12 protein-coding genes and 1 pseudogene are annotated in these 16,546 nt (G+C 74.1%); 10 read left to right on the top strand and 3 right to left on the bottom strand.

What is annotated here, in order from left to right:
* Nucleotides 1-141: 141 nt before the first annotated feature.
* Nucleotides 142-1,428, top strand: coding sequence for an MFS transporter (locus ACSNOD_RS17165; protein WP_436767823.1), 1,287 nt, complete (start codon nucleotides 142-144; stop codon nucleotides 1,426-1,428).
* 49 nt (nucleotides 1,429-1,477) lie between these two features.
* Nucleotides 1,478-2,152: pseudogene (locus ACSNOD_RS17170) on the top strand (GntR family transcriptional regulator); the annotation flags it as partial.
* A 71-nt stretch (nucleotides 2,153-2,223) separates the two neighbouring features.
* Here ACSNOD_RS17170 and ACSNOD_RS17175 read toward each other — a convergent pair.
* Entirely contained in the window at nucleotides 2,224-3,633 is a 1,410-nt protein-coding gene (locus tag ACSNOD_RS17175) for an aminopeptidase P family protein (RefSeq protein ID WP_436767824.1), read from the bottom strand.
* Nucleotides 3,634-3,982: 349 nt separating this feature from the next.
* Here ACSNOD_RS17175 and ACSNOD_RS17180 point away from each other — a divergent pair, with 349 nt between their 5' ends.
* A complete protein-coding gene (locus tag ACSNOD_RS17180; RefSeq protein ID WP_436767825.1) occupies nucleotides 3,983-6,355 on the top strand; it encodes a collagenase in 2,373 nt (790 codons plus the stop codon).
* A 59-nt stretch (nucleotides 6,356-6,414) separates the two neighbouring features.
* Here the strand turns inward: ACSNOD_RS17180 and ACSNOD_RS17185 are convergent, their stop codons facing one another.
* Entirely contained in the window at nucleotides 6,415-7,065 is a 651-nt protein-coding gene (locus ACSNOD_RS17185; RefSeq protein WP_436767826.1) for a 4'-phosphopantetheinyl transferase family protein, read from the bottom strand.
* Nucleotides 7,062-7,847 (bottom strand): SDR family oxidoreductase, encoded by a 786-nt coding sequence (locus ACSNOD_RS17190; RefSeq protein WP_436767827.1) that lies wholly within the window; start codon nucleotides 7,845-7,847, stop codon nucleotides 7,062-7,064. The genes ACSNOD_RS17185 and ACSNOD_RS17190 overlap by 4 nt, the downstream gene beginning before the upstream one ends.
* Before the next feature lie 329 nt (nucleotides 7,848-8,176).
* On the opposite strand from ACSNOD_RS17190, the gene ACSNOD_RS17195 reads away from it, so the two are divergent.
* The 7 genes from ACSNOD_RS17195 to ACSNOD_RS17225 all read left to right on the top strand — a co-directional run.
* Nucleotides 8,177-9,007: an alpha/beta fold hydrolase gene (locus ACSNOD_RS17195; protein WP_436767828.1), complete on the top strand. Its 831-nt coding sequence runs from the start codon at nucleotides 8,177-8,179 to the stop codon at nucleotides 9,005-9,007.
* A gap of 136 nt (nucleotides 9,008-9,143) precedes the next feature.
* Nucleotides 9,144-10,019: an alpha/beta fold hydrolase gene (locus ACSNOD_RS17200; RefSeq protein WP_436767829.1), complete on the top strand. Its 876-nt coding sequence runs from the start codon at nucleotides 9,144-9,146 to the stop codon at nucleotides 10,017-10,019.
* A 105-nt stretch (nucleotides 10,020-10,124) separates the two neighbouring features.
* Nucleotides 10,125-11,270, top strand: coding sequence for an SDR family oxidoreductase (locus tag ACSNOD_RS17205; RefSeq protein ID WP_436767830.1), 1,146 nt, complete (start codon nucleotides 10,125-10,127; stop codon nucleotides 11,268-11,270).
* A 52-nt stretch (nucleotides 11,271-11,322) separates the two neighbouring features.
* Nucleotides 11,323-11,619 carry a hypothetical protein gene (locus ACSNOD_RS17210; RefSeq protein WP_436767831.1) on the top strand — a complete coding sequence of 99 codons (297 nt, stop codon included), beginning with the start codon at nucleotides 11,323-11,325 and terminating at the stop codon, nucleotides 11,617-11,619.
* Nucleotides 11,619-13,265: an AMP-binding protein gene (locus ACSNOD_RS17215; protein WP_436767832.1), complete on the top strand. Its 1,647-nt coding sequence runs from the start codon at nucleotides 11,619-11,621 to the stop codon at nucleotides 13,263-13,265. The genes ACSNOD_RS17210 and ACSNOD_RS17215 overlap by 1 nt, the downstream gene beginning before the upstream one ends.
* Nucleotides 13,262-14,287, top strand: coding sequence for a transglutaminase domain-containing protein (locus ACSNOD_RS17220; protein WP_436767833.1), 1,026 nt, complete (start codon nucleotides 13,262-13,264; stop codon nucleotides 14,285-14,287). Before ACSNOD_RS17215 ends, ACSNOD_RS17220 begins: the two co-directional genes overlap by 4 nt.
* A gap of 30 nt (nucleotides 14,288-14,317) precedes the next feature.
* Nucleotides 14,318-16,546: MMPL family transporter (locus ACSNOD_RS17225; protein WP_436767834.1), on the top strand; the 2,229-nt coding region annotated here is incomplete at its 3' end.

Genomic DNA, 16,546 nt, shown 5'->3' on the forward strand with positions numbered 1-16,546 from the left:
GAGGGCGAGCGCGACGCGCACGCGCTCGCCCTCTTCCTCAACGCGGTCACCCCGTCCGCGACGTGCCTCGCCTTTCCCTGCCCACATTTTGAACCGATCGATCCAAAACCAGGGTCGCGAACGAACAGGAGCGCACCACCCATGCCCCGAGCCGTATACGTGCTGGCCTTCGGCGTGTTCGCCATGGTGACCAGCGAATTCGTCGTCGCGGGACTGATGCCCCAGATGGCCGACGGGCTGGACGTCGACATCCCGCGGATCGGCTATCTCATCACCGTCTTCTCGGTCGCCATGGCCCTGGGCGGCCCGCTGCTCACCACGGCGGTCATGAAAATGCCCCGTAAGCCGGCGCTGATGCTGCTCTTCGCGGTCTTTCTGGTGGGCAACGTCCTGGCCGCCACCGCGTCCGGCTACTGGCTGATGGCCGGCGCCCGCGTGATCAGCGGGGTGGCGTCCGCTGCGTTCTTCGGCGTCGCCCTCTCGCTGTGCGCGGAGCTGACACGGCCGGAGATACGCGGCCGCGCCATGTCCGTGGCCATGAACGGGCTGATGCTCGGCACGCTGCTCGGGCTGCCGCTCTCCACGATGGTCGGCGAGCGGCTGGGCTGGCGCGCGGCCTTCTGGGTCATCTCCGGGCTGACGGTGCTCGCCGCGCTGTGCACGGCGGCCGGCGTGCCCCGGTCGGAGCCCACCGCCGACGACGCGGCGGGCGACTTCCGCGGCGAGCTGGGCGCGTTCGCCGATCGCCGGCTCTGGCTGGCCTTCTCCACCAGCACCCTCGTCATCGGCGCGACCTTCTCCGCGTTCAGCTATCTCTCGCCGATCCTCACGCGGATCAGCGGCTTCGATTCCGGCACCGTTCCGCTGCTGCTCATCGCCTACGGTGCCGCCACGGTGATCGGCAATCAGATCGTGGGGCGGCTGGCCGACCGGCACACGATCGGCGTGCTCCTGTGCGGCCTGCTGCTGAACGCGGCGTTCCTCACCGCCTTCGCTCTGCTGGCGCACGTCGGGGCGGCGGCCGTGGTGGCCATGCTGGGGATCGGGCTGGTCGGGGTGACCATGAATCCGGCGCTGATCACGCGGGTGCAGCGCACGGCCAACGCCAGGCCGCTGGTGAACACGGTGCACTCGTCGTTCATCACGCTCGGCGTCGTCATCGGGTCCTGGCTCGGCGGCGTGGGCATCGACGCGTTCGGGCTGCGCGCCCCGCTGTGGCTCGGTGCCGCGCTGGCGGCGCTCGGGGTCGTCACCCTGGTGCCCGAACTCGGCCACCGCTCCGGTCGCTCCCGCCGCTCGGCCGCCCAGGCCGGGCCGGCTTCCGCGTCCGCCGTCGACCGGCCGGCGGCGCGCGGTGCCGAGGCCGCAGCCGACGCCGGGGCCGGGGCCGCCCCCGTGCCCGATCGCCGCTCCGTCTCCCATATTTGAGCAACGTCACATTGTACGCTGGTCCTCCCGCACCGAGGGAGGACCAGCGATGAGCCGTGGACTGGAGCGGCGCGCTCCGATCACCGCGCAGGAGCGACTGCGGGACAAGGTGGCCCACGCCCTGCGGGCCGCGCTGATCGCCGGTGAACTGCGCCCGGGGGTCGTCTACTCCGCCCCGGCCCTCGCCGCGGACTTCGGTGTGTCGGCGACGCCCGTGCGCGAGGCCATGCTCGATCTGACCCGCGAGGGCCTGGTGGAGGCGGTGCGCAACCGGGGCTTCCGGGTCACCGAGATGACCGAGCGCGACCTCGACCAGTACACCGAGATCCGGGCCCTGATCGAGGTGCCCACGGTCGGCAGGGTGACCCGTACCGCCACCCGCGAGGAGCTCGCCGCCCTGCGCCCGATGGCCGAGGAGATCGTGACCGCCGCGCGGAACCACGATCTCATCGGCTATCTGGAGGCCGACCGGCGTTTCCACCTGGCGCTGTTGGGGCTGGCGGGCAACGAGCGGCTGGTGGAGGCGGTCGCGGAGCTGCGCAAGCGCTCCCGGCTGTACGGGCTCACCCGGCTCGACCAGCACGGCGAGCTGGAGTCCTCGGCGGCCGAGCACACGGAGCTGCTGGAGCTGATGCTGAGCGGTGACGCCGCGGGCGCGGAGGCGTGCATGGCCCGCCACCTCGGGCATGTCCGCTCGCTGTGGGCGAAGGGGCACCCCGAGGAGCCGCCGGCGCCGCGGGGTCGGCTCGCCGACGGTGCTCAGCTCCTCAGCGGTGCTCAGCTCCCCAGCGGTGCTCAGCTCTCCAGCAGCGCGCCCATCCACTCCTCCACGGCGGAGGCCGCGCGCGGCAGCGCCGACGACAGCAGCCGGGCGCCGTCCTCGGTGATCACGAGGTCGTCCTCGACGCGGACGCCGATGCCCCGGAGCTCCGGCGGCAGCGTCTCGTCGTCCGGCTGAAGGTAGAGCCCCGGTTCCACCGTGAGGACATGGCCGACGTCGAGCACGCCGTCGAGATAGGTCTCGCGGCGGGCGGTGGCGCAGTCGTGGACGTCGAGCCCGAGCATGTGCCCGCTGCCGCACAGGGTGTAGCGGCGGTGCCGGCCGCTGTCGGCGTCGAGCGCCTCGTCGGCGGACACCTTGAGCACGCCCCAGTCGGCCAGTCCTTCGGCGACGACCCGCATCGCCGCCCGGTGGAAGTCGCGGAAGGAGGCGCCGGGCCGCAGGGCGGCGATGCCGGCGTCCTGCGCGGCCAGCACCAGCTCGTACACCTGGCGCTGGACCGGCGAGAAGCGGCCGGAGAGCGGCAGGGTGCGGGTGATGTCGGCGGTGTAGAGGGTGTCGGTCTCGACGCCGGCGTCCAGGAGGAGCAGGGAGCCCGGGTCGAGGGCGCCGTCGTTGCGGGTCCAGTGGAGGACGCAGGCGTGCGCCCCGGAGGCCGCGATGGTCTCGTAGCCGGTGCCGTTGCCCTCGGCGCGGGCGCGCAGCCCGAACACGCCCTCGATCCACCGCTCGCCCCGCGGGTGGCGCAGGGCGCGCGGGAGGGCCCGTACGACGTCCTCGAAGCCGGCGGTGGTGTGGTCGACGGCGAGCTGGAGCTGGGCGATCTCCCAGGGGTCCTTGACCAGGCGCAGTTCGCCGAGAACGGCGGCGAGTTCGGCGTCACGGTGTGCGGCGCCGTGGTCAGCGACGCCACGGTGGGCGGCGCCGTGGACGGCGTGGTCGAGTGCCGGGTCCACGCCGCGCAGCAGGCGGGTCGGCGGTCGGGGGCCCGAGAGCAGGGCGGGCAGGCGGTCGAGGGGCAGACAGCGGATTCCGGTGAGCCGTTCCGCCTCGGCGAGGTCGGGGCGGCGGCCGACCCAGAACTCGCCGTGCCGGCGGTCGCGGTAGAACGCGGCGCCGTCGCGGGGTGAGCGCGGGCGCACGTACAGCACGGGCTCGTGGCCGGTGGTCCCGCTGGGCTCCAGCACCAGCACATGGTCGCACTGGTCCTCACCGGCGAGTCCGGTGAGGCAGGCGTAGGCGCTGTGCGGGCGGAAGCGGTGGTCGCAGTCGTTGGAGCGGGTGGTGAGCCGTCCGGCGGGGACCGAGGCGGCGTCGGGCGGCGGGGAGGCGGCCCAGCCTCGGGTCATGAAGTCGGCCAGCGCCGGGGAGACGGGCAGATCGTGGCTGCCGACGGCGAGGGGTACGGGGGTGTTCTCGGGCATCGTGGAGGCTCCCTCCCTGGGGCGCCGGGACGGCGTGCGGCGGTTCGCCGCACCGCCCCGGGCACCGCTCCGACCGACCTGGTCCGTGCGCCCGGCCTCGCCCTCAACGAGCCGCCGACCCAGCGCAGTTGACGTGCCATCAGTTCAAGGAACGCGCACCGTCTTGCCAGTGCAATTTCACATTACTATGTTACCGGTCACACCTTGGAGAGCTCGGCTCATGGTCATGCGCTCTTCCGTTCGGCGCGTTCCGCTCGGTGCTCTCCGTTCAGCGCTCTTCCGTTCGGCGCAGCTCCGCTCAACACCCCTCGCACGGCCCGCACACCACCCTCCACATCAGGAGTCCCAGGTGTCCCATCGCCGTACCCCGTTCAGAGTGTCGCTCGTCGTGGCCCTGTCCCTGGCCCTCGGCCTTCCGGCCGCTCAGTCCGCACAGTCGGCCACCCGCGACGAGCCGCCCCCGCCGCCCACCGCCCCCGCCCGTCCGGGCTACTCGGCCGTGACGGCCATGACGCCCCTGGCGGCCGATCCCGGCAGCCCCTTCGACCGGGTCACCCGGCTCGCCACCGCGCCGGCCCGCGGCGAGCGCGCCGCCCCCGCGCCGGGCGGCGGGCTGCTCACCGACGGGCGACCACCGGGGCAGATCCCCCGGCCGGACGGACCCCGGCCCGACGGCCCACCGACGACCGGACCCGGCGCCGTACCCTGCGCCCTCGACGCCGTCACCACCCTCACCCCCACCGCCCTCGCCGACTTCCTCACCGATCCGGCCGTGACCGCCGACGGCTGTCTGAGCGGCCTGATCTGGCGCTGGGACGCCCGGCTCGCCCCCGTGCTCTCCGACGCCCACGCCCAGGCGGTGGCCGACCGCGTCACGGCCCTCTCCCCCACCCACGACGGCTCCGGCCGCAGCCATCTGTACGAGCTGTGGACGTATCTCCACGCCGCCGTCTACCACGACTTCGCGCGCCCCGAGATCGACCTCGGCGACGCCCCCACCCTCGCCTCGTTCCAGCGCGCCATCACCACGTACGCGGGCAGCCCCCGGACGTTCGAGCCCACCCGCGACAACGGCTGGACCCTGCGCGAGGCGCTGTTCGTCGCCGGTTCGCCGGGGCTGCGGCACCGCCAGCTCCCGCTGGTGCGCAAGGTGCTCGCCACCATGGCGCCGGGGACGCCCACGGCCACCGAGCCGGCCTGGGGAGGCGCGGCGCTCGGCGCGCTGACCGTCAACTACCTGGGCGTCCACCCCGGCAACCAGGACGCCGCCTTCCACGCCGCCGTGGTGGCCGACCCCGGCTACCGCGCCGCCTTCCGCGCCTTCTCCGGCCATGTGCACCTCAAGGGCACGGCGAACGCGTGGGTGGTGCGCGACGCCCTCGGCGAGTACGGCCGCTTCGGCCTCATCGACGCGCTGCGGGCCACGATCGTCCCGGACCTCGGCAGGCTGCTGGGCACGGCGCGCGTCAACTTCGGCGAGTTCAGCCCGCCGTGGGCGATCCTGGTCTCCTGGCTCAACCACTACGACGACTGCCGGCGCCACAACGTCTGCGTCGACCAGATCGAGCAGCGGCTCTTCCCGCACACCATCCGCTACGACAACGGCGCCATCACCGTGCGCACCGCCCTGCCGCGCGACACCGTGGACCAGCTCTACTACGCGAGCCAGCAGGTCAAGGCGCACTTCTTCCGGGTGCTCGGCACGGAGGCCCCGCTCGGCGGCGACACCAACGCCCGGCTCACCGTCCACCTGTACGCCAGCCGGGCCGACTACGAGGTGTTCCATCCGCTGCTGACCGGCCTGCCCACCGACAACGGCGGGATCTACATCGAGCGGACCGCCACCTTCTACACGTATCAGCGCACCCCGCAGGACTCCACGCTCACCCTGGAGGAGCTGTTCCGCCACGAGTACGTGCACTACCTCAACGGCCGCTGGGCCGTGCCGGGCACCTTCGGGGAGGGGCCCTGGTACACCGACGACCGGACCACCGCCATGGACGAGGGGACGGCCGAGTTCCTCGACGGCGCCACCCGCGACGACGGCGTCGCCGTCCGCAAGTCCCTGGTCAGGAGCGTCATCCGGGACACCGCGGGCGGCGGCCCGCGGATGACCGTCGACGAACTGCTGCACGCCACGTACGAGGGCGACGGCTTCCGCTTCTACTCCTACGCGGGCCTGTTCTTCGAGTTCCTGTGGCTGGAGCGGCCCTCGCTCATCCGGGAGATGTACGGGCATCTGCGCGCCGACCGCCCCACCGCCTTCGACGCCTGGCGGCAGCGGCTGGGCTCCGACACCGCGCTGCAGTACGCCTACGACACGTTCCTCGACCGGCAGATCGCCCGGGTGGACGAGCTGTTCGTGCCCGACACGGCGTACACGCCCAACGACCGGCTGACCCTGGCCACCGCGGCGCAGGTGCGCCGGGCCTTCGCCGAGGCGACGCGGTACACCCCGGTCTGCCGGGACAACGGCGACCGGTACGTGATGCCGCGCTTCCGCTGCACCGGGCGGATCACCGCGCGGCTGTCCGACGCCGCGGCCCCGGACCGGGTGTTCCAGGACATGTCCGAGACCGTGGACCACTTCCTCCTCGACCGCGCGGCGCCCGCCGCCACCAATCTGGCGGACATGGTCTGCTCGTTCGGGCCGGTCGACATCTGGCCGTCGGGCGAGTCGGGCACGGCCTCGTACGCCTGCGAGGGACCGCTGCGCCGGTAACCGCTCCGGAGCCGCGCCAGGTCACCGGGGCCGCCCCGGGTCACCGGGCCCGTGCCGGGTCATCGGGGCCGCGCCGGATACGTGGCGGCGGACACCACATGGCCGCCCCGGACCGCGGAGACGACGCGCAGGTCGGCCGCCCGACCGGCGATGGGGCGCAGCCGTACGGGGTCGGTGGCGGTCGGGTCCCAGCGCAGTTCCAGCGCGAGGAACGTCGGGGCGCTCCGGAGCCCGGCCGGCAGTGCCTTGTACGACGCCTCCTTGGCGGAGAACAGCCGGAGCACGGCCGTCGCCGCGTCGGGCGCCGCCGCCAGCAGCGGCCGTTCCGCCGGCCGGGCCACCAGGTGCCGCCCGCGGTGCAGGGCGCCGGCGGACGACAAGGGTTCGAGGTCCACGCCCACGCGAAGGTCTGCCGCGGTGACCACGCAGAGCGCCAGCGTGTCGCTGTGGCTCAGCGATCCGCGGACGCCGGGCGGCCAGGACGGCGCGCCCGACGCGGTGCGGCCGGGCCAGAGGGCCCGGCCGGTCAGGGCGCGCAGCGCCCGGTGCGCGGCGAGGCGCCCGGCGGTGTACTCGGCGGCGCGCCGGGCGCGGGGCGGTGGGTCCAGCCGGGCGGCCCGGGGCAGTTCGTCATGGCGGCGCTCGCCCACCCGCGCCCGGCCGACCACGACCGGCACCGGGGCGAACAGCGCCGCCACCGGGTCGTTCACCCCACCGGCACCGACTCGGCCCGGGCCGCCAGGTACTGGTCGAAGCCCACGCGGCCGACGGCGTGGTCGGCGGTGAGGTGGCCGCCCCGGCGGTAGGCCCGGAAGGTCCTGCCCGGCAGCCGGACCGGCACCACCGCGCGCCGCCGACCGGTGGCCCGGAGGTAGCGGCGGGCGAGGTCCGTGGCCTCCAGGATCTCGGGGCCGCCCATGTCGGGCACCCGGCCGGCCGGGCCGCCGGCCATCAGCTCCGCCATCCGGTCGGCCACCTCCCCGGCCTCGATCGGCTGGTACGCGAAGCCGGGGACGGGCATCAGCGGCAGCTTGGCCGTCGCGGCGAGGAGCCCCCGGACGAAGTCGTGGAACTGGGTGGCCCGCAGGATCGTGTACGGCACCCCGCTCTCCTCGACGAGGCGCTCGGCGGCCAGCTTGCCCTTGAAGTAGCCGAAGGGCACCTCGTCGCAGCCGACGATGGAGATGTACAGCAGATGGGGGCAGCCCGCGGCGCGCGCGGCCTCGGTCAGCCGCCGGGTGGCCTCGACGTCCTTCTTGCCGTTGCTGGACGTGGCGCAGTGCGCGATCGCGCCGGAGGACCCGACCGCGGCCTCCACGCCCTCGCCGGTGAGCAGGTCGGCGACCGCCCAGCGGCGGCCCCGGGGCGCCTCCCCGGCGGGCTCGGGGTGCCGGCTCATCACGCGTACCTCGTGCCCGGCGGACAGCAGCCGGGCGACCACGAGGCGCCCGAGGGTGCCGGTGCCGCCGGTCACCAGAATCGGTGCGACCATCGAACTCTCCCTCTTCACGAACGGAAAGTGCCCGGCGGTGCCGAGCGGTCGCGAGAGGCCGACGGTACAGCCGGGACCGACCGCTGGACGCGGCCATGAGGGCGATCGTGTCGGCGATTTCCGCGCCGGGCAATGCGTCGCACGGAATCTGTGTCAGGTCCGTTTCTCGACACCCGGCGATTTCCGATCAATTCCGCGTGCGGCGGGGGCCGGACGTCAACTGACACATTCCGCAATTCCCCGGCGCGGTATTCCCGGTACCGCCCCAGCATCAAGCCTGCCGGCCGTTGTCCGAATACGGCTGTTGAGGCGGGAGATCGATTGCCATCATGTCCATCGCTCACAAGACGGTCACCACAATTCTCGGAAATCTGTACACCGAATCGGTGGGTTCCGGTCCGCCCGTTCTCCTCTGGCACAGCATGCTCGTCGACCGGAACCAGTGGAACCGGACGGTCGCCCCGCTCGCCTCGGAACGCACGCTCATCCTGGTGGACGGGCCCGGGCACGGCCGCAGCGGGCGGCCGCCCGCGGACTTCACCCTCGAGGACTGCGCGGACGCGGCGGCCCAGGTGCTCACCGCGTACGGCATCGCCTCCGTCGACTGGGTGGGCAGCGCCTGGGGCGGCCACGTGGGCCTGGTGTTCGGCGCCCGCCACCCCCGGCTGTGCCGCAGCGTCGTCGCCGTCGCCACCCCCGTGACCGGGCTCGGCGCGGCGGAGCGGGCGCAGACCCGGGTGCTCGCCGCGGTCTACCGGCTCGTCGGGCCCCGCCGCCCGCTGGTGGGCGCGGTCACCGATGTCCTGCTCTCCCCGGACTCGCGCCGCACGGACCCGGAGGCGCGCCGGATCGTCGGTGAGGGCCTGCGCCGGGCCGACCGCGTCGGCATGCACCGCGCGATGCACGCCATGATGCTGCGCCGCCCCGACATCGGGGCGCTGCTGCCGCTGATCGAGGCTCCCACGCTGCTCCTGGCGGGCGGCGAGGACGCGATGTGGTCGCCGGAGGACGCCGCCCGGGCCGCGCGGGCGCTGCGGGACGGCCGCAGCGCGGTCGTCGGTGGCGCGCACCGCCTCCCGGCACTGGAGCGGCCCGACGAGGTCGTGGCGCGGCTGCGGGCCTTCTGGGCGCGGACGGCGGCGGCGCGACCGGTGTTCTGAGCCGGCCGGACCCGGCGTACGGCGCCCCTCCCCGCACCGTGGAGCGCCGGAGAACACGCACCTCATCCCATCCCTACCCCACTGCGACCCATCGCACCCCACGCACCGCACGTACAACACGTACAAGGAGAGGCACATGTCGAACCCCGACTTCGGCGTTCTGGACGTCCGCTACCGGAACCACGAGGCCGTGGCCCTGCCGGGCGGCGGAGAGCTGTACTACGAGGACAGCGGCGACGGCACGGGCCCCGCGCTCACCTTCGTCAACAACTTCTACATCGTCAGCCCGATTTGGCGGAACTTCACGCAGGAGCTGGCGGAAGACTTCCGACTCGTCACCTACGACCTGCGCAACCAGGGCGCCTCCAGCCCGGGGAGCGGGCCCGTCACCTTCCGGGACCACGTCGAGGACCTGCGGCGGCTCCTGGACCACCTGGGGATCGACCGGACGTATCTCGTGGGCACGTCCATCTCCACGCTGATCGCCCGTGAGTTCGCGCTGGCTCACCCGGAGCGGGTGGCCGGCCTGGTGCTGATCGGTCCGGCGTTCTCCCCCAACGGGACCCTGCGCCGGATACTGCTGAGCCGGCACTGGCTGGCGACGCTGGAGAACGGCGGCACCACTCGGCTGTTCGATCTGCTCTACCCGCTGGTCTTCCCGGACCAGCTGGTGCACAGCGGCGGCAAGGCCGCCTATCTCGCGCTGCGCGACAACTTCCTCGCGCTGCTCTCCAAGAGTTCGATCGCCGAGAATCTGCGCGCGTCGCTGGAGGTCGAGGACGACCCCGAGCAGCTCGGCCGGCTCACCGCCCCCACGCTGATCATCAACGGTGACGGCGACTTCGCGTGGAGCGAGTCGGTGGTCGAGGACGCCCTCGCCCGCATTCCGGACTCCCGGGCGGTGACGCTGCCGCGGGCCGGTCACGTGCCGTTCTTCGACGACCCGGAGGGGTTCCAGCGGGCGACCGCCCGGTTCGTGCGGGAGTGCGAGCGGCCGGCCCTCGCGGCCTAGAGCGCGGCGCGGGAAGCCGGGCGGACGGCGCGGCGCCGGGACCCGGCGCGAGCAGAGCGGAACCGGAAAGCGGAAGAGAGCGGGAGAGCGGGAGAGGACGTTTTCATGACCACACATCTGGTGACGGGAGCCACCGGCTTCGTCGGCGGAGCCATCACACTGGAGCTGCTGGCGCGCACGGACCACACCGTCCTGGCCCTGGTGCGCGGCCGGAGCCCGGCGGACGCCCGGCGGCGTGTGCGCGAGGCGCTGGCCTCGATGGCCGTGGGCTACGGCCGCGCGGACCTGCTGGGCGCCATCGGCGAGCGTGTCGAGGCCGTGCCCGGCGACATCTCACGGCCCGGCTGTGGGGTCGACGCCGCCGCCCTGCCGGCCGTCGACGAGGTGTGGCACTCCGCCGCCTCGCTCCGGTACGAGGAGGAGCACCGCGCCGAGATCGAGGCGCTCAACATCGGCGGCACCGAGCAGGTGCTGCGCCTGGCCCGCGCGGCGGGAGCGGCGTCCTTCACCTACATCAGCACGGCCTATGTGGCCGGCGCCCGCGCGGGCACCGTCCTGGAGGAGCCGGTGCACGACCCGGCCCTCGCCAACAACTGCTACGAGGAGTCCAAGATCAGGGCCGAGGCCCTGGTGACGGCCGCCGCCGGGGACTTCCGGGTGCGCGTCATGCGTCCGACGATCGTGGTGGGCCACCGTGTGACGCGGCACGGGGTGAACTGGTCGGGCCTGTACGGATTCGCCCGCCAGGTCCTGTCGTTCCATCGGGCGGCACAGCAAAAGGTCGGCACATTTCTGTCCCATGCGCGAGTGCGACTGGTGGCCGATCCGACGGTTCGGGCGAATCTCGTGCCCGTCGATGTCGTGGCGCGCAATGCGGTGACCATAGCGCTCTCCGATTCCTCGGAGACCTATTTCCATCTGGCGAATTCCGGTTGTCCCACGATCAAGGACGTCATCACCGTCATCATGTCGCTGACCGGGCTCCGGGAGCCGCTCTGGGTGCCGGACAAGGACGGCTTCACCATGCTCGACGAAACGCTGGACAAGGGAATGGACTTCTACCGGTCCTATCTCAGGAACGACAAGACATTCGATCTGTCCCACACCCGCGCGGTGTGCGGGGAGGACTCCTCGTACGCGCCCATGGACCGGGACGAGATCACCGCGTACGTGCTGCGCTACCTGCGCGGCCGGAGCGGGTTCACCGAGGGCGCGGGCCCGGTGCGCACCCTGCACCCGGTCGTGCTCTGACCGGGGCCCGCGCGCCCTCCCCCACACGCACCGAACCGGCATCGGAGACATCATGCACGACAAGCACGTGGTGGCAGCGGAGTTGAGCGCGATCTGGACGTCCGTGGTGGGCGCGCCGCCGCCGCTCGACGACCCGGCCGCCCGCACCGGCTCCCTCTGGAACCTGGGGCTGACCTCCGCGGGTTTCGTCCGCCTGCTGACCGCGATCGAGGACGCCTTCGCCCTCGTCTGGGATTTGGACGACTCCGTCGACGCCGTCTCGTCCTTCGACCGTCTGCTCGACCATGTCGCCGAGCACGCCGGACGGCTGCCGGGCGCCGCCGCCGGAGCGGCGTCCGGGAGGCCGTGATGGCGCGTTCGGTCCGCGGGGCGCTGGCCCTGCCGACGGCGCCCGCGCTGGCCGCGCGCCGGCACGGCCGGGTGCCGATCCTGCTGGACACCCCGCTCGATCTCTTCCCCGAGGCCGGTCCGGCTCTCGACTACGTCCGCCTGGCGGAGCTGGTCGAGAGCGCGGCGCGGCTGCTGGCCGGGGCCGGGATCGGGCCGGGGAGCCGGGTGATGGTGGTCAAGCGCCCCTCCTTCGACGTCCCGCTGCTCGCGTTCGCCTGTGCGCGGATCGGCGCCGTGCCGGTGCTCGTCCACCCCGGGGTGGGCCGGCGGAGTCTGCCGGTGCTCGTCGAGCGGGCCCGCCCGGAGGCGATCGTCACGGACGCCTGCGCGGACTCGGTGGCCGCGCTCGCCGATCTGCCGGCCGGCGGCCCGCCGCGCTGGTCCGTGGGGGCGGCGGCCGTGCCCGGGGCGCGCGCCCTGCGTGGCGTGCGCGCGGCGGTCGGGCTGCCGCCCGCCGCCGTACCGTTCCGGCAGGCGCCGCAGCTCGTCACCCACACCTCCGGCACCACGGGTGTGCCCAAGCTCGTCCTGCAGAGCGCGGCCACGTTCGCCGGCCAGTGCGGGCCGCAGGCCGTCATCGGCCGGCTGCTGCGGGCCCGCGACCCGTATCTGGTGTGCCTGTCCCCAGTGCACGTCCGTACCGTCGCCGCCGTCGTGGCGACCCTGGCCCTCGGCGTTCCGCTGGGCTTCCTGACCGATCCCGCGCCGGCGAACGCCGCCCGGATGCTCGGCCTCGTGCGGCCCGGGTTCGTGGAGACGGTGCCGAACGCCTTCATCCGCTGGGAGGAGATCGCCGACGGGCGGCCCGATCTGCTGGCGTCCGTGCGCATGTTCCTGAGCACCTTCGACGCGGCGCACCCGCGGACGGTGCGCACCCTGCTCGCCGCGGGCCGGCCCGGGGCCCGCTACGTCCAGATCTACGGCCAGTCGGAGACCGGGCCGGTGGCCATGCGGTTCCACCGGCGGGCGGCGGGGCTCCTCGCGCGGCGCGGCGGGGCCTGCGCGAACGGCCGCTGCGTAGGCCGGCCGATCCCCGGCCACTCCCGGGTGCGGATCGGCGGCGCGGACGGAGCGCCGCGTGCCCCGCGCGGGACCCCGGGTCCGATCCTCGCCAAGTCCTGGGCGACCACCCCGCGCTATCTCGGCACGCCCGACCAGCGGGTCGACGGCTGGTGGGCGATGGGCGACTTCGGGGCCCTGTCGGCGCGCGGGTGTCTGCATCTCTACGACCGGATCGCCGATCGCGAGCCGGGGGTGGAGAGCCTGCTCGCGCTGGAGGACACCCTCCTCGACCGCGCACCGCGGCTGACCGAGGCGGTCCTCGTGCCGATGCCCGGCGGGCCGCCGGTGCCGCTGGTGTGCACCCGGGGGGACGTGCCGCTGGAGGAGGGTCTCTGGCGCGCCGCCGTCGCCGGGCTGCCGCCGCTGGCGCCCCCGGTGCAGTGCCGCTGGGACGACATCCCGCACACCGCGACCTGGAAGGTCAAGCGCGCGGAGGCGGCCGAACGGCTCGCGTCCGGCCGCCTGATGTCGATCACCGCCGGTGGACCGGGCGGCCCCCAGGGCGCCGGTCCGCTCCGAACCGACCGGAAGGGCCCCTCATGACCGTACGCTCGCCCCGGCCCGACTCCCCCGCCGAGGCGCGGCGGCACTGGCGGGAGGCGGTGGCCCGGCTGCGGCCCGTGCCCGCCGCGTACCGCCGTCCCGCGCTCGACACGGCGGAGGCGGCCAAGCAGCTCGGCTGCGAACGAGCCCTGGTCGAGGAGCTCGTCGCCGAGGGCCTGCCGGCCACCGCGACGGAGCGGGGGCCGCTGCTGGACTACCACGACGTGATGAACCTGGGGCTCGCCTCCGGCCTGGGCGGCTCCCTCGCCGAGCAGGCCGAGCGCCGCTGCATGCGGATGGCCACCGGTCGGGTCGCGGACTGGCTGCTCGAGCGCACCTGGCGCATCCGGCTCGGCGCGCCCTGCACCGCGCCCGGCTGCGCCGGTGCCCGGCCGGCGCCACCCGCCCCCGAACTCCTCGGGGGGCGGCTGCTGGAGTACACGCCCTCGGACGGCGTGCCCCACGAGGCGACCGCCGTGGTCGTCACCCGGGGCAGGCTCGACGCGCCCAGGACGGCCGCCGTGCGGGAGATCCACGACACCCTGCTGACTGAGCTGACCTCGGGTGCCTACCAGTTCGGCTGGCTGCCCCGGGCGCTGCGCGCCGCACCGGCCGAGGCGGCCGGCCACCGCATGGTGGACTGCGTGGTGGCGGCCTGGCTGATGCGGCGGTGGGCCGAGGCCGCGGGCCTGCCGGCGCGCACCCGCAAGGGCTATCTGCTGGGCCTGGTGGGCGTGGAGCACGCGTGGACCGAGGTGCTGGAGGAGGGGCGCTGGCTGGCGCTCGACCCGGTGCTGGCGTTCCTGGCCCGGCGCCGGCCCCCCAGCAGCCCCGAGTTCACCGACTTCTGCCGGGGCTCGGTCCACAACCGGCTGCTCGCCTGGCCGAGCGCCGCCGAGGAGCCGATCACCGAGCACCGCTGCGCCGCCGGCGGGCACCTCGCGCACAGCTGCCATCACATCCCGTCCACCGCGCCCACGTCCCACGCCGCGCGCGGCGCCGTCCGGACGCCTTCCGGCTGACGCGGCGACCGACCCGCCCAAGGGAGTGCCATGCTCCGAGAACTCGCCGCCCTGGCCATCGGGCGCCACAAGCTGGTGCTCGCGGTGACCCTGTTCCTCTGTGTGCTCGGCGGTGCCGTCGGCGCCGGCGTGGGCGACAAGCTCTCCGCCGGCGGCTACGACGTGCCGGGCGCCGAGTCCACCGCCGCTGCCGCCGCGCTGACCGGCGCGTTCGGCACCGGCGAGCCCAACCTCGTACTCCTCGTCGCCACTCCGGACGGCCCGGACGACCCCGGCACGGCAGCGAAGGGCGCGGCGCTGACCGAGGCCCTGGCCGGGGAGCCGGGCGTCGGCGAGGCGGTGTCCTACTGGTCCTCCGGGCGCCCGGCGGCCCTGCGCGCCGCCGACGGGGACTCCGCCCTCGTCCTGGCCCATCTGCCGGGCGACGAGGACGAGGTCGACCGCGCCCTGGGGGAGCTGCTGCCCCGCTACGAGCGGGGGCACGCCGGCCTGGAGGTCACCGTCGGCGGTCGGGCCGCCGCGTACCGGGAGCTCACCGAGCAGACCACGAAGGATCTCGCGCTCGCCGAGATGCTGGTGCTGCCCCTGGTGCTGCTCCTGCTGGTGTTCGTCTTCCGGGGGGTGGTCGCCGCGCTGCTGCCGCTGGCGCTGGGGGTCGTCGCCGTCGTGGGCACCCTGGCGGTGCTGCGGGGGCTGGTCGCGCTCACCGATGTCTCGGTGTTCGCGATGAACCTCACCACGGCCCTCGGGCTCGGCCTGGGCATCGACTACAGCCTGTTCGTGGTCAGTCGGTTCCGGGAGGAGCTCGGGCGGGGCGCGGACGTGCCCGAGGCCATCACGACCAGTCTGCGCACCGCCGGCCGGACCGTGCTGTTCTCCGCGCTGACGGTGGCCCTGTCGCTGTCCGCGCTGCTGATCTTCCCCATGTACTTCCTGCGCTCCTTCGCCTACGCCGGCATCGCGGTGGTGGCGTTCGCCGCGCTCTCCGCGCTCGTGGTGCTGCCCGCGCTGCTGGCGGTCCTGGGACACCGGGTCAACGCCTGGTCCTTCGGCCGGCGCCGGGCCGCGAAGCCGGTGGAGAGCGGCTTCTGGCACCGCCTGGCCACGCTGGTGATGCGCCGTCCGATCCCCCTGGCCACGGCCGTGGTCGCGGTGCTCGTCCTGCTGCTCACCCCGTTCCTCGGCATCAGATTCGGCCTCGCCGACGAGCGGGGGCTGCCCGCGGACAAGGCGGCGCACCGGGTCGGCACGGCCCTGGCGGAGGGCTACTCCGCGCACGAGATGGCGCCCCTGCTCGTCGTCGCCGAGCGGATCGGGGACCCGGCGGGGCGGCGCAACGAGATCGACACCTACGCGCTGCGGCTGTCCCGGCTGCCGGACGTGGCCCGGGTCGACGCGCTCACCGGCTCCTACGCGGCGGGCGAGCGGATCGCTCCGCCCGGTGCGGCCTCCGAGCGGTACGCGGCGCCCGGCGGCACCTGGCTCTCGGTGGTCCCCTCGGTGGACTCCTACAGCGACGCCGGGCAGCGCCTGGTGGGCGGGGTGCGCGCGGCGGACGCGCCGTTCGCGGTGCGGGTGGGCGGCGCGGCCGCCTCGTTCAAGGACACCATGGGGGCGCTCGGCGACCGGCTGCCGTACGGGCTGCTGATCGTCGCGGTGAGCATCGCCGTCCTGCTCTTCCTGCTGAGCGGCAGCGTGATCGTGCCGCTCAAGGCCCTGGTGCTCAACCTCCTGAGCCTCTGCGCCACCTTCGGCTCCATGGTGTGGGTCTTCCAAGAGGGGCATCTGCGCTGGCTGGTGGGGGACTTCACGGTCACCGGCACCACGGTGGCCACCAACCCGATCATGATGTTCTGCGTGGCGTTCGGGCTCGCCATGGACTACGAGGTGTTCCTGCTCTCCAGGATCAAGGAGGAGTACGAGCTCTCGGGCGACAACACCCGGGCGGTGGCCCGCGGCCTGGAGCGCACCGGCGCTCTGGTGACCGCGGCGGCCGGGCTGATGGCCGTCGTCTTCCTCGCCTTCCTCACCTCCGGCGTCACCTATATGAAGATGCTCGGCTTCGGCCTGGCGGTGGCCGTGCTGATCGACGCCACGCTGGTGCGCGGGGTGCTGGTGCCCGCGTTCATGCGGCTGGCGGGCCGTTGGAACTGGTACGCGCCCGCCGCCCTGGCCCGTGCGCACGCGCGCTGGGGCCTGCGGGAGGGCGACACCGCTCCCGTGCCCCCGCCCACCGCCGTACCCCTGCCGCCCTCCGGG

The sequence above is a fragment of the Streptomyces sp. URMC 123 genome (assembly GCF_051386515.1).
Taxonomy (GTDB): Bacteria; Actinomycetota; Actinomycetes; order Streptomycetales; family Streptomycetaceae; genus Streptomyces.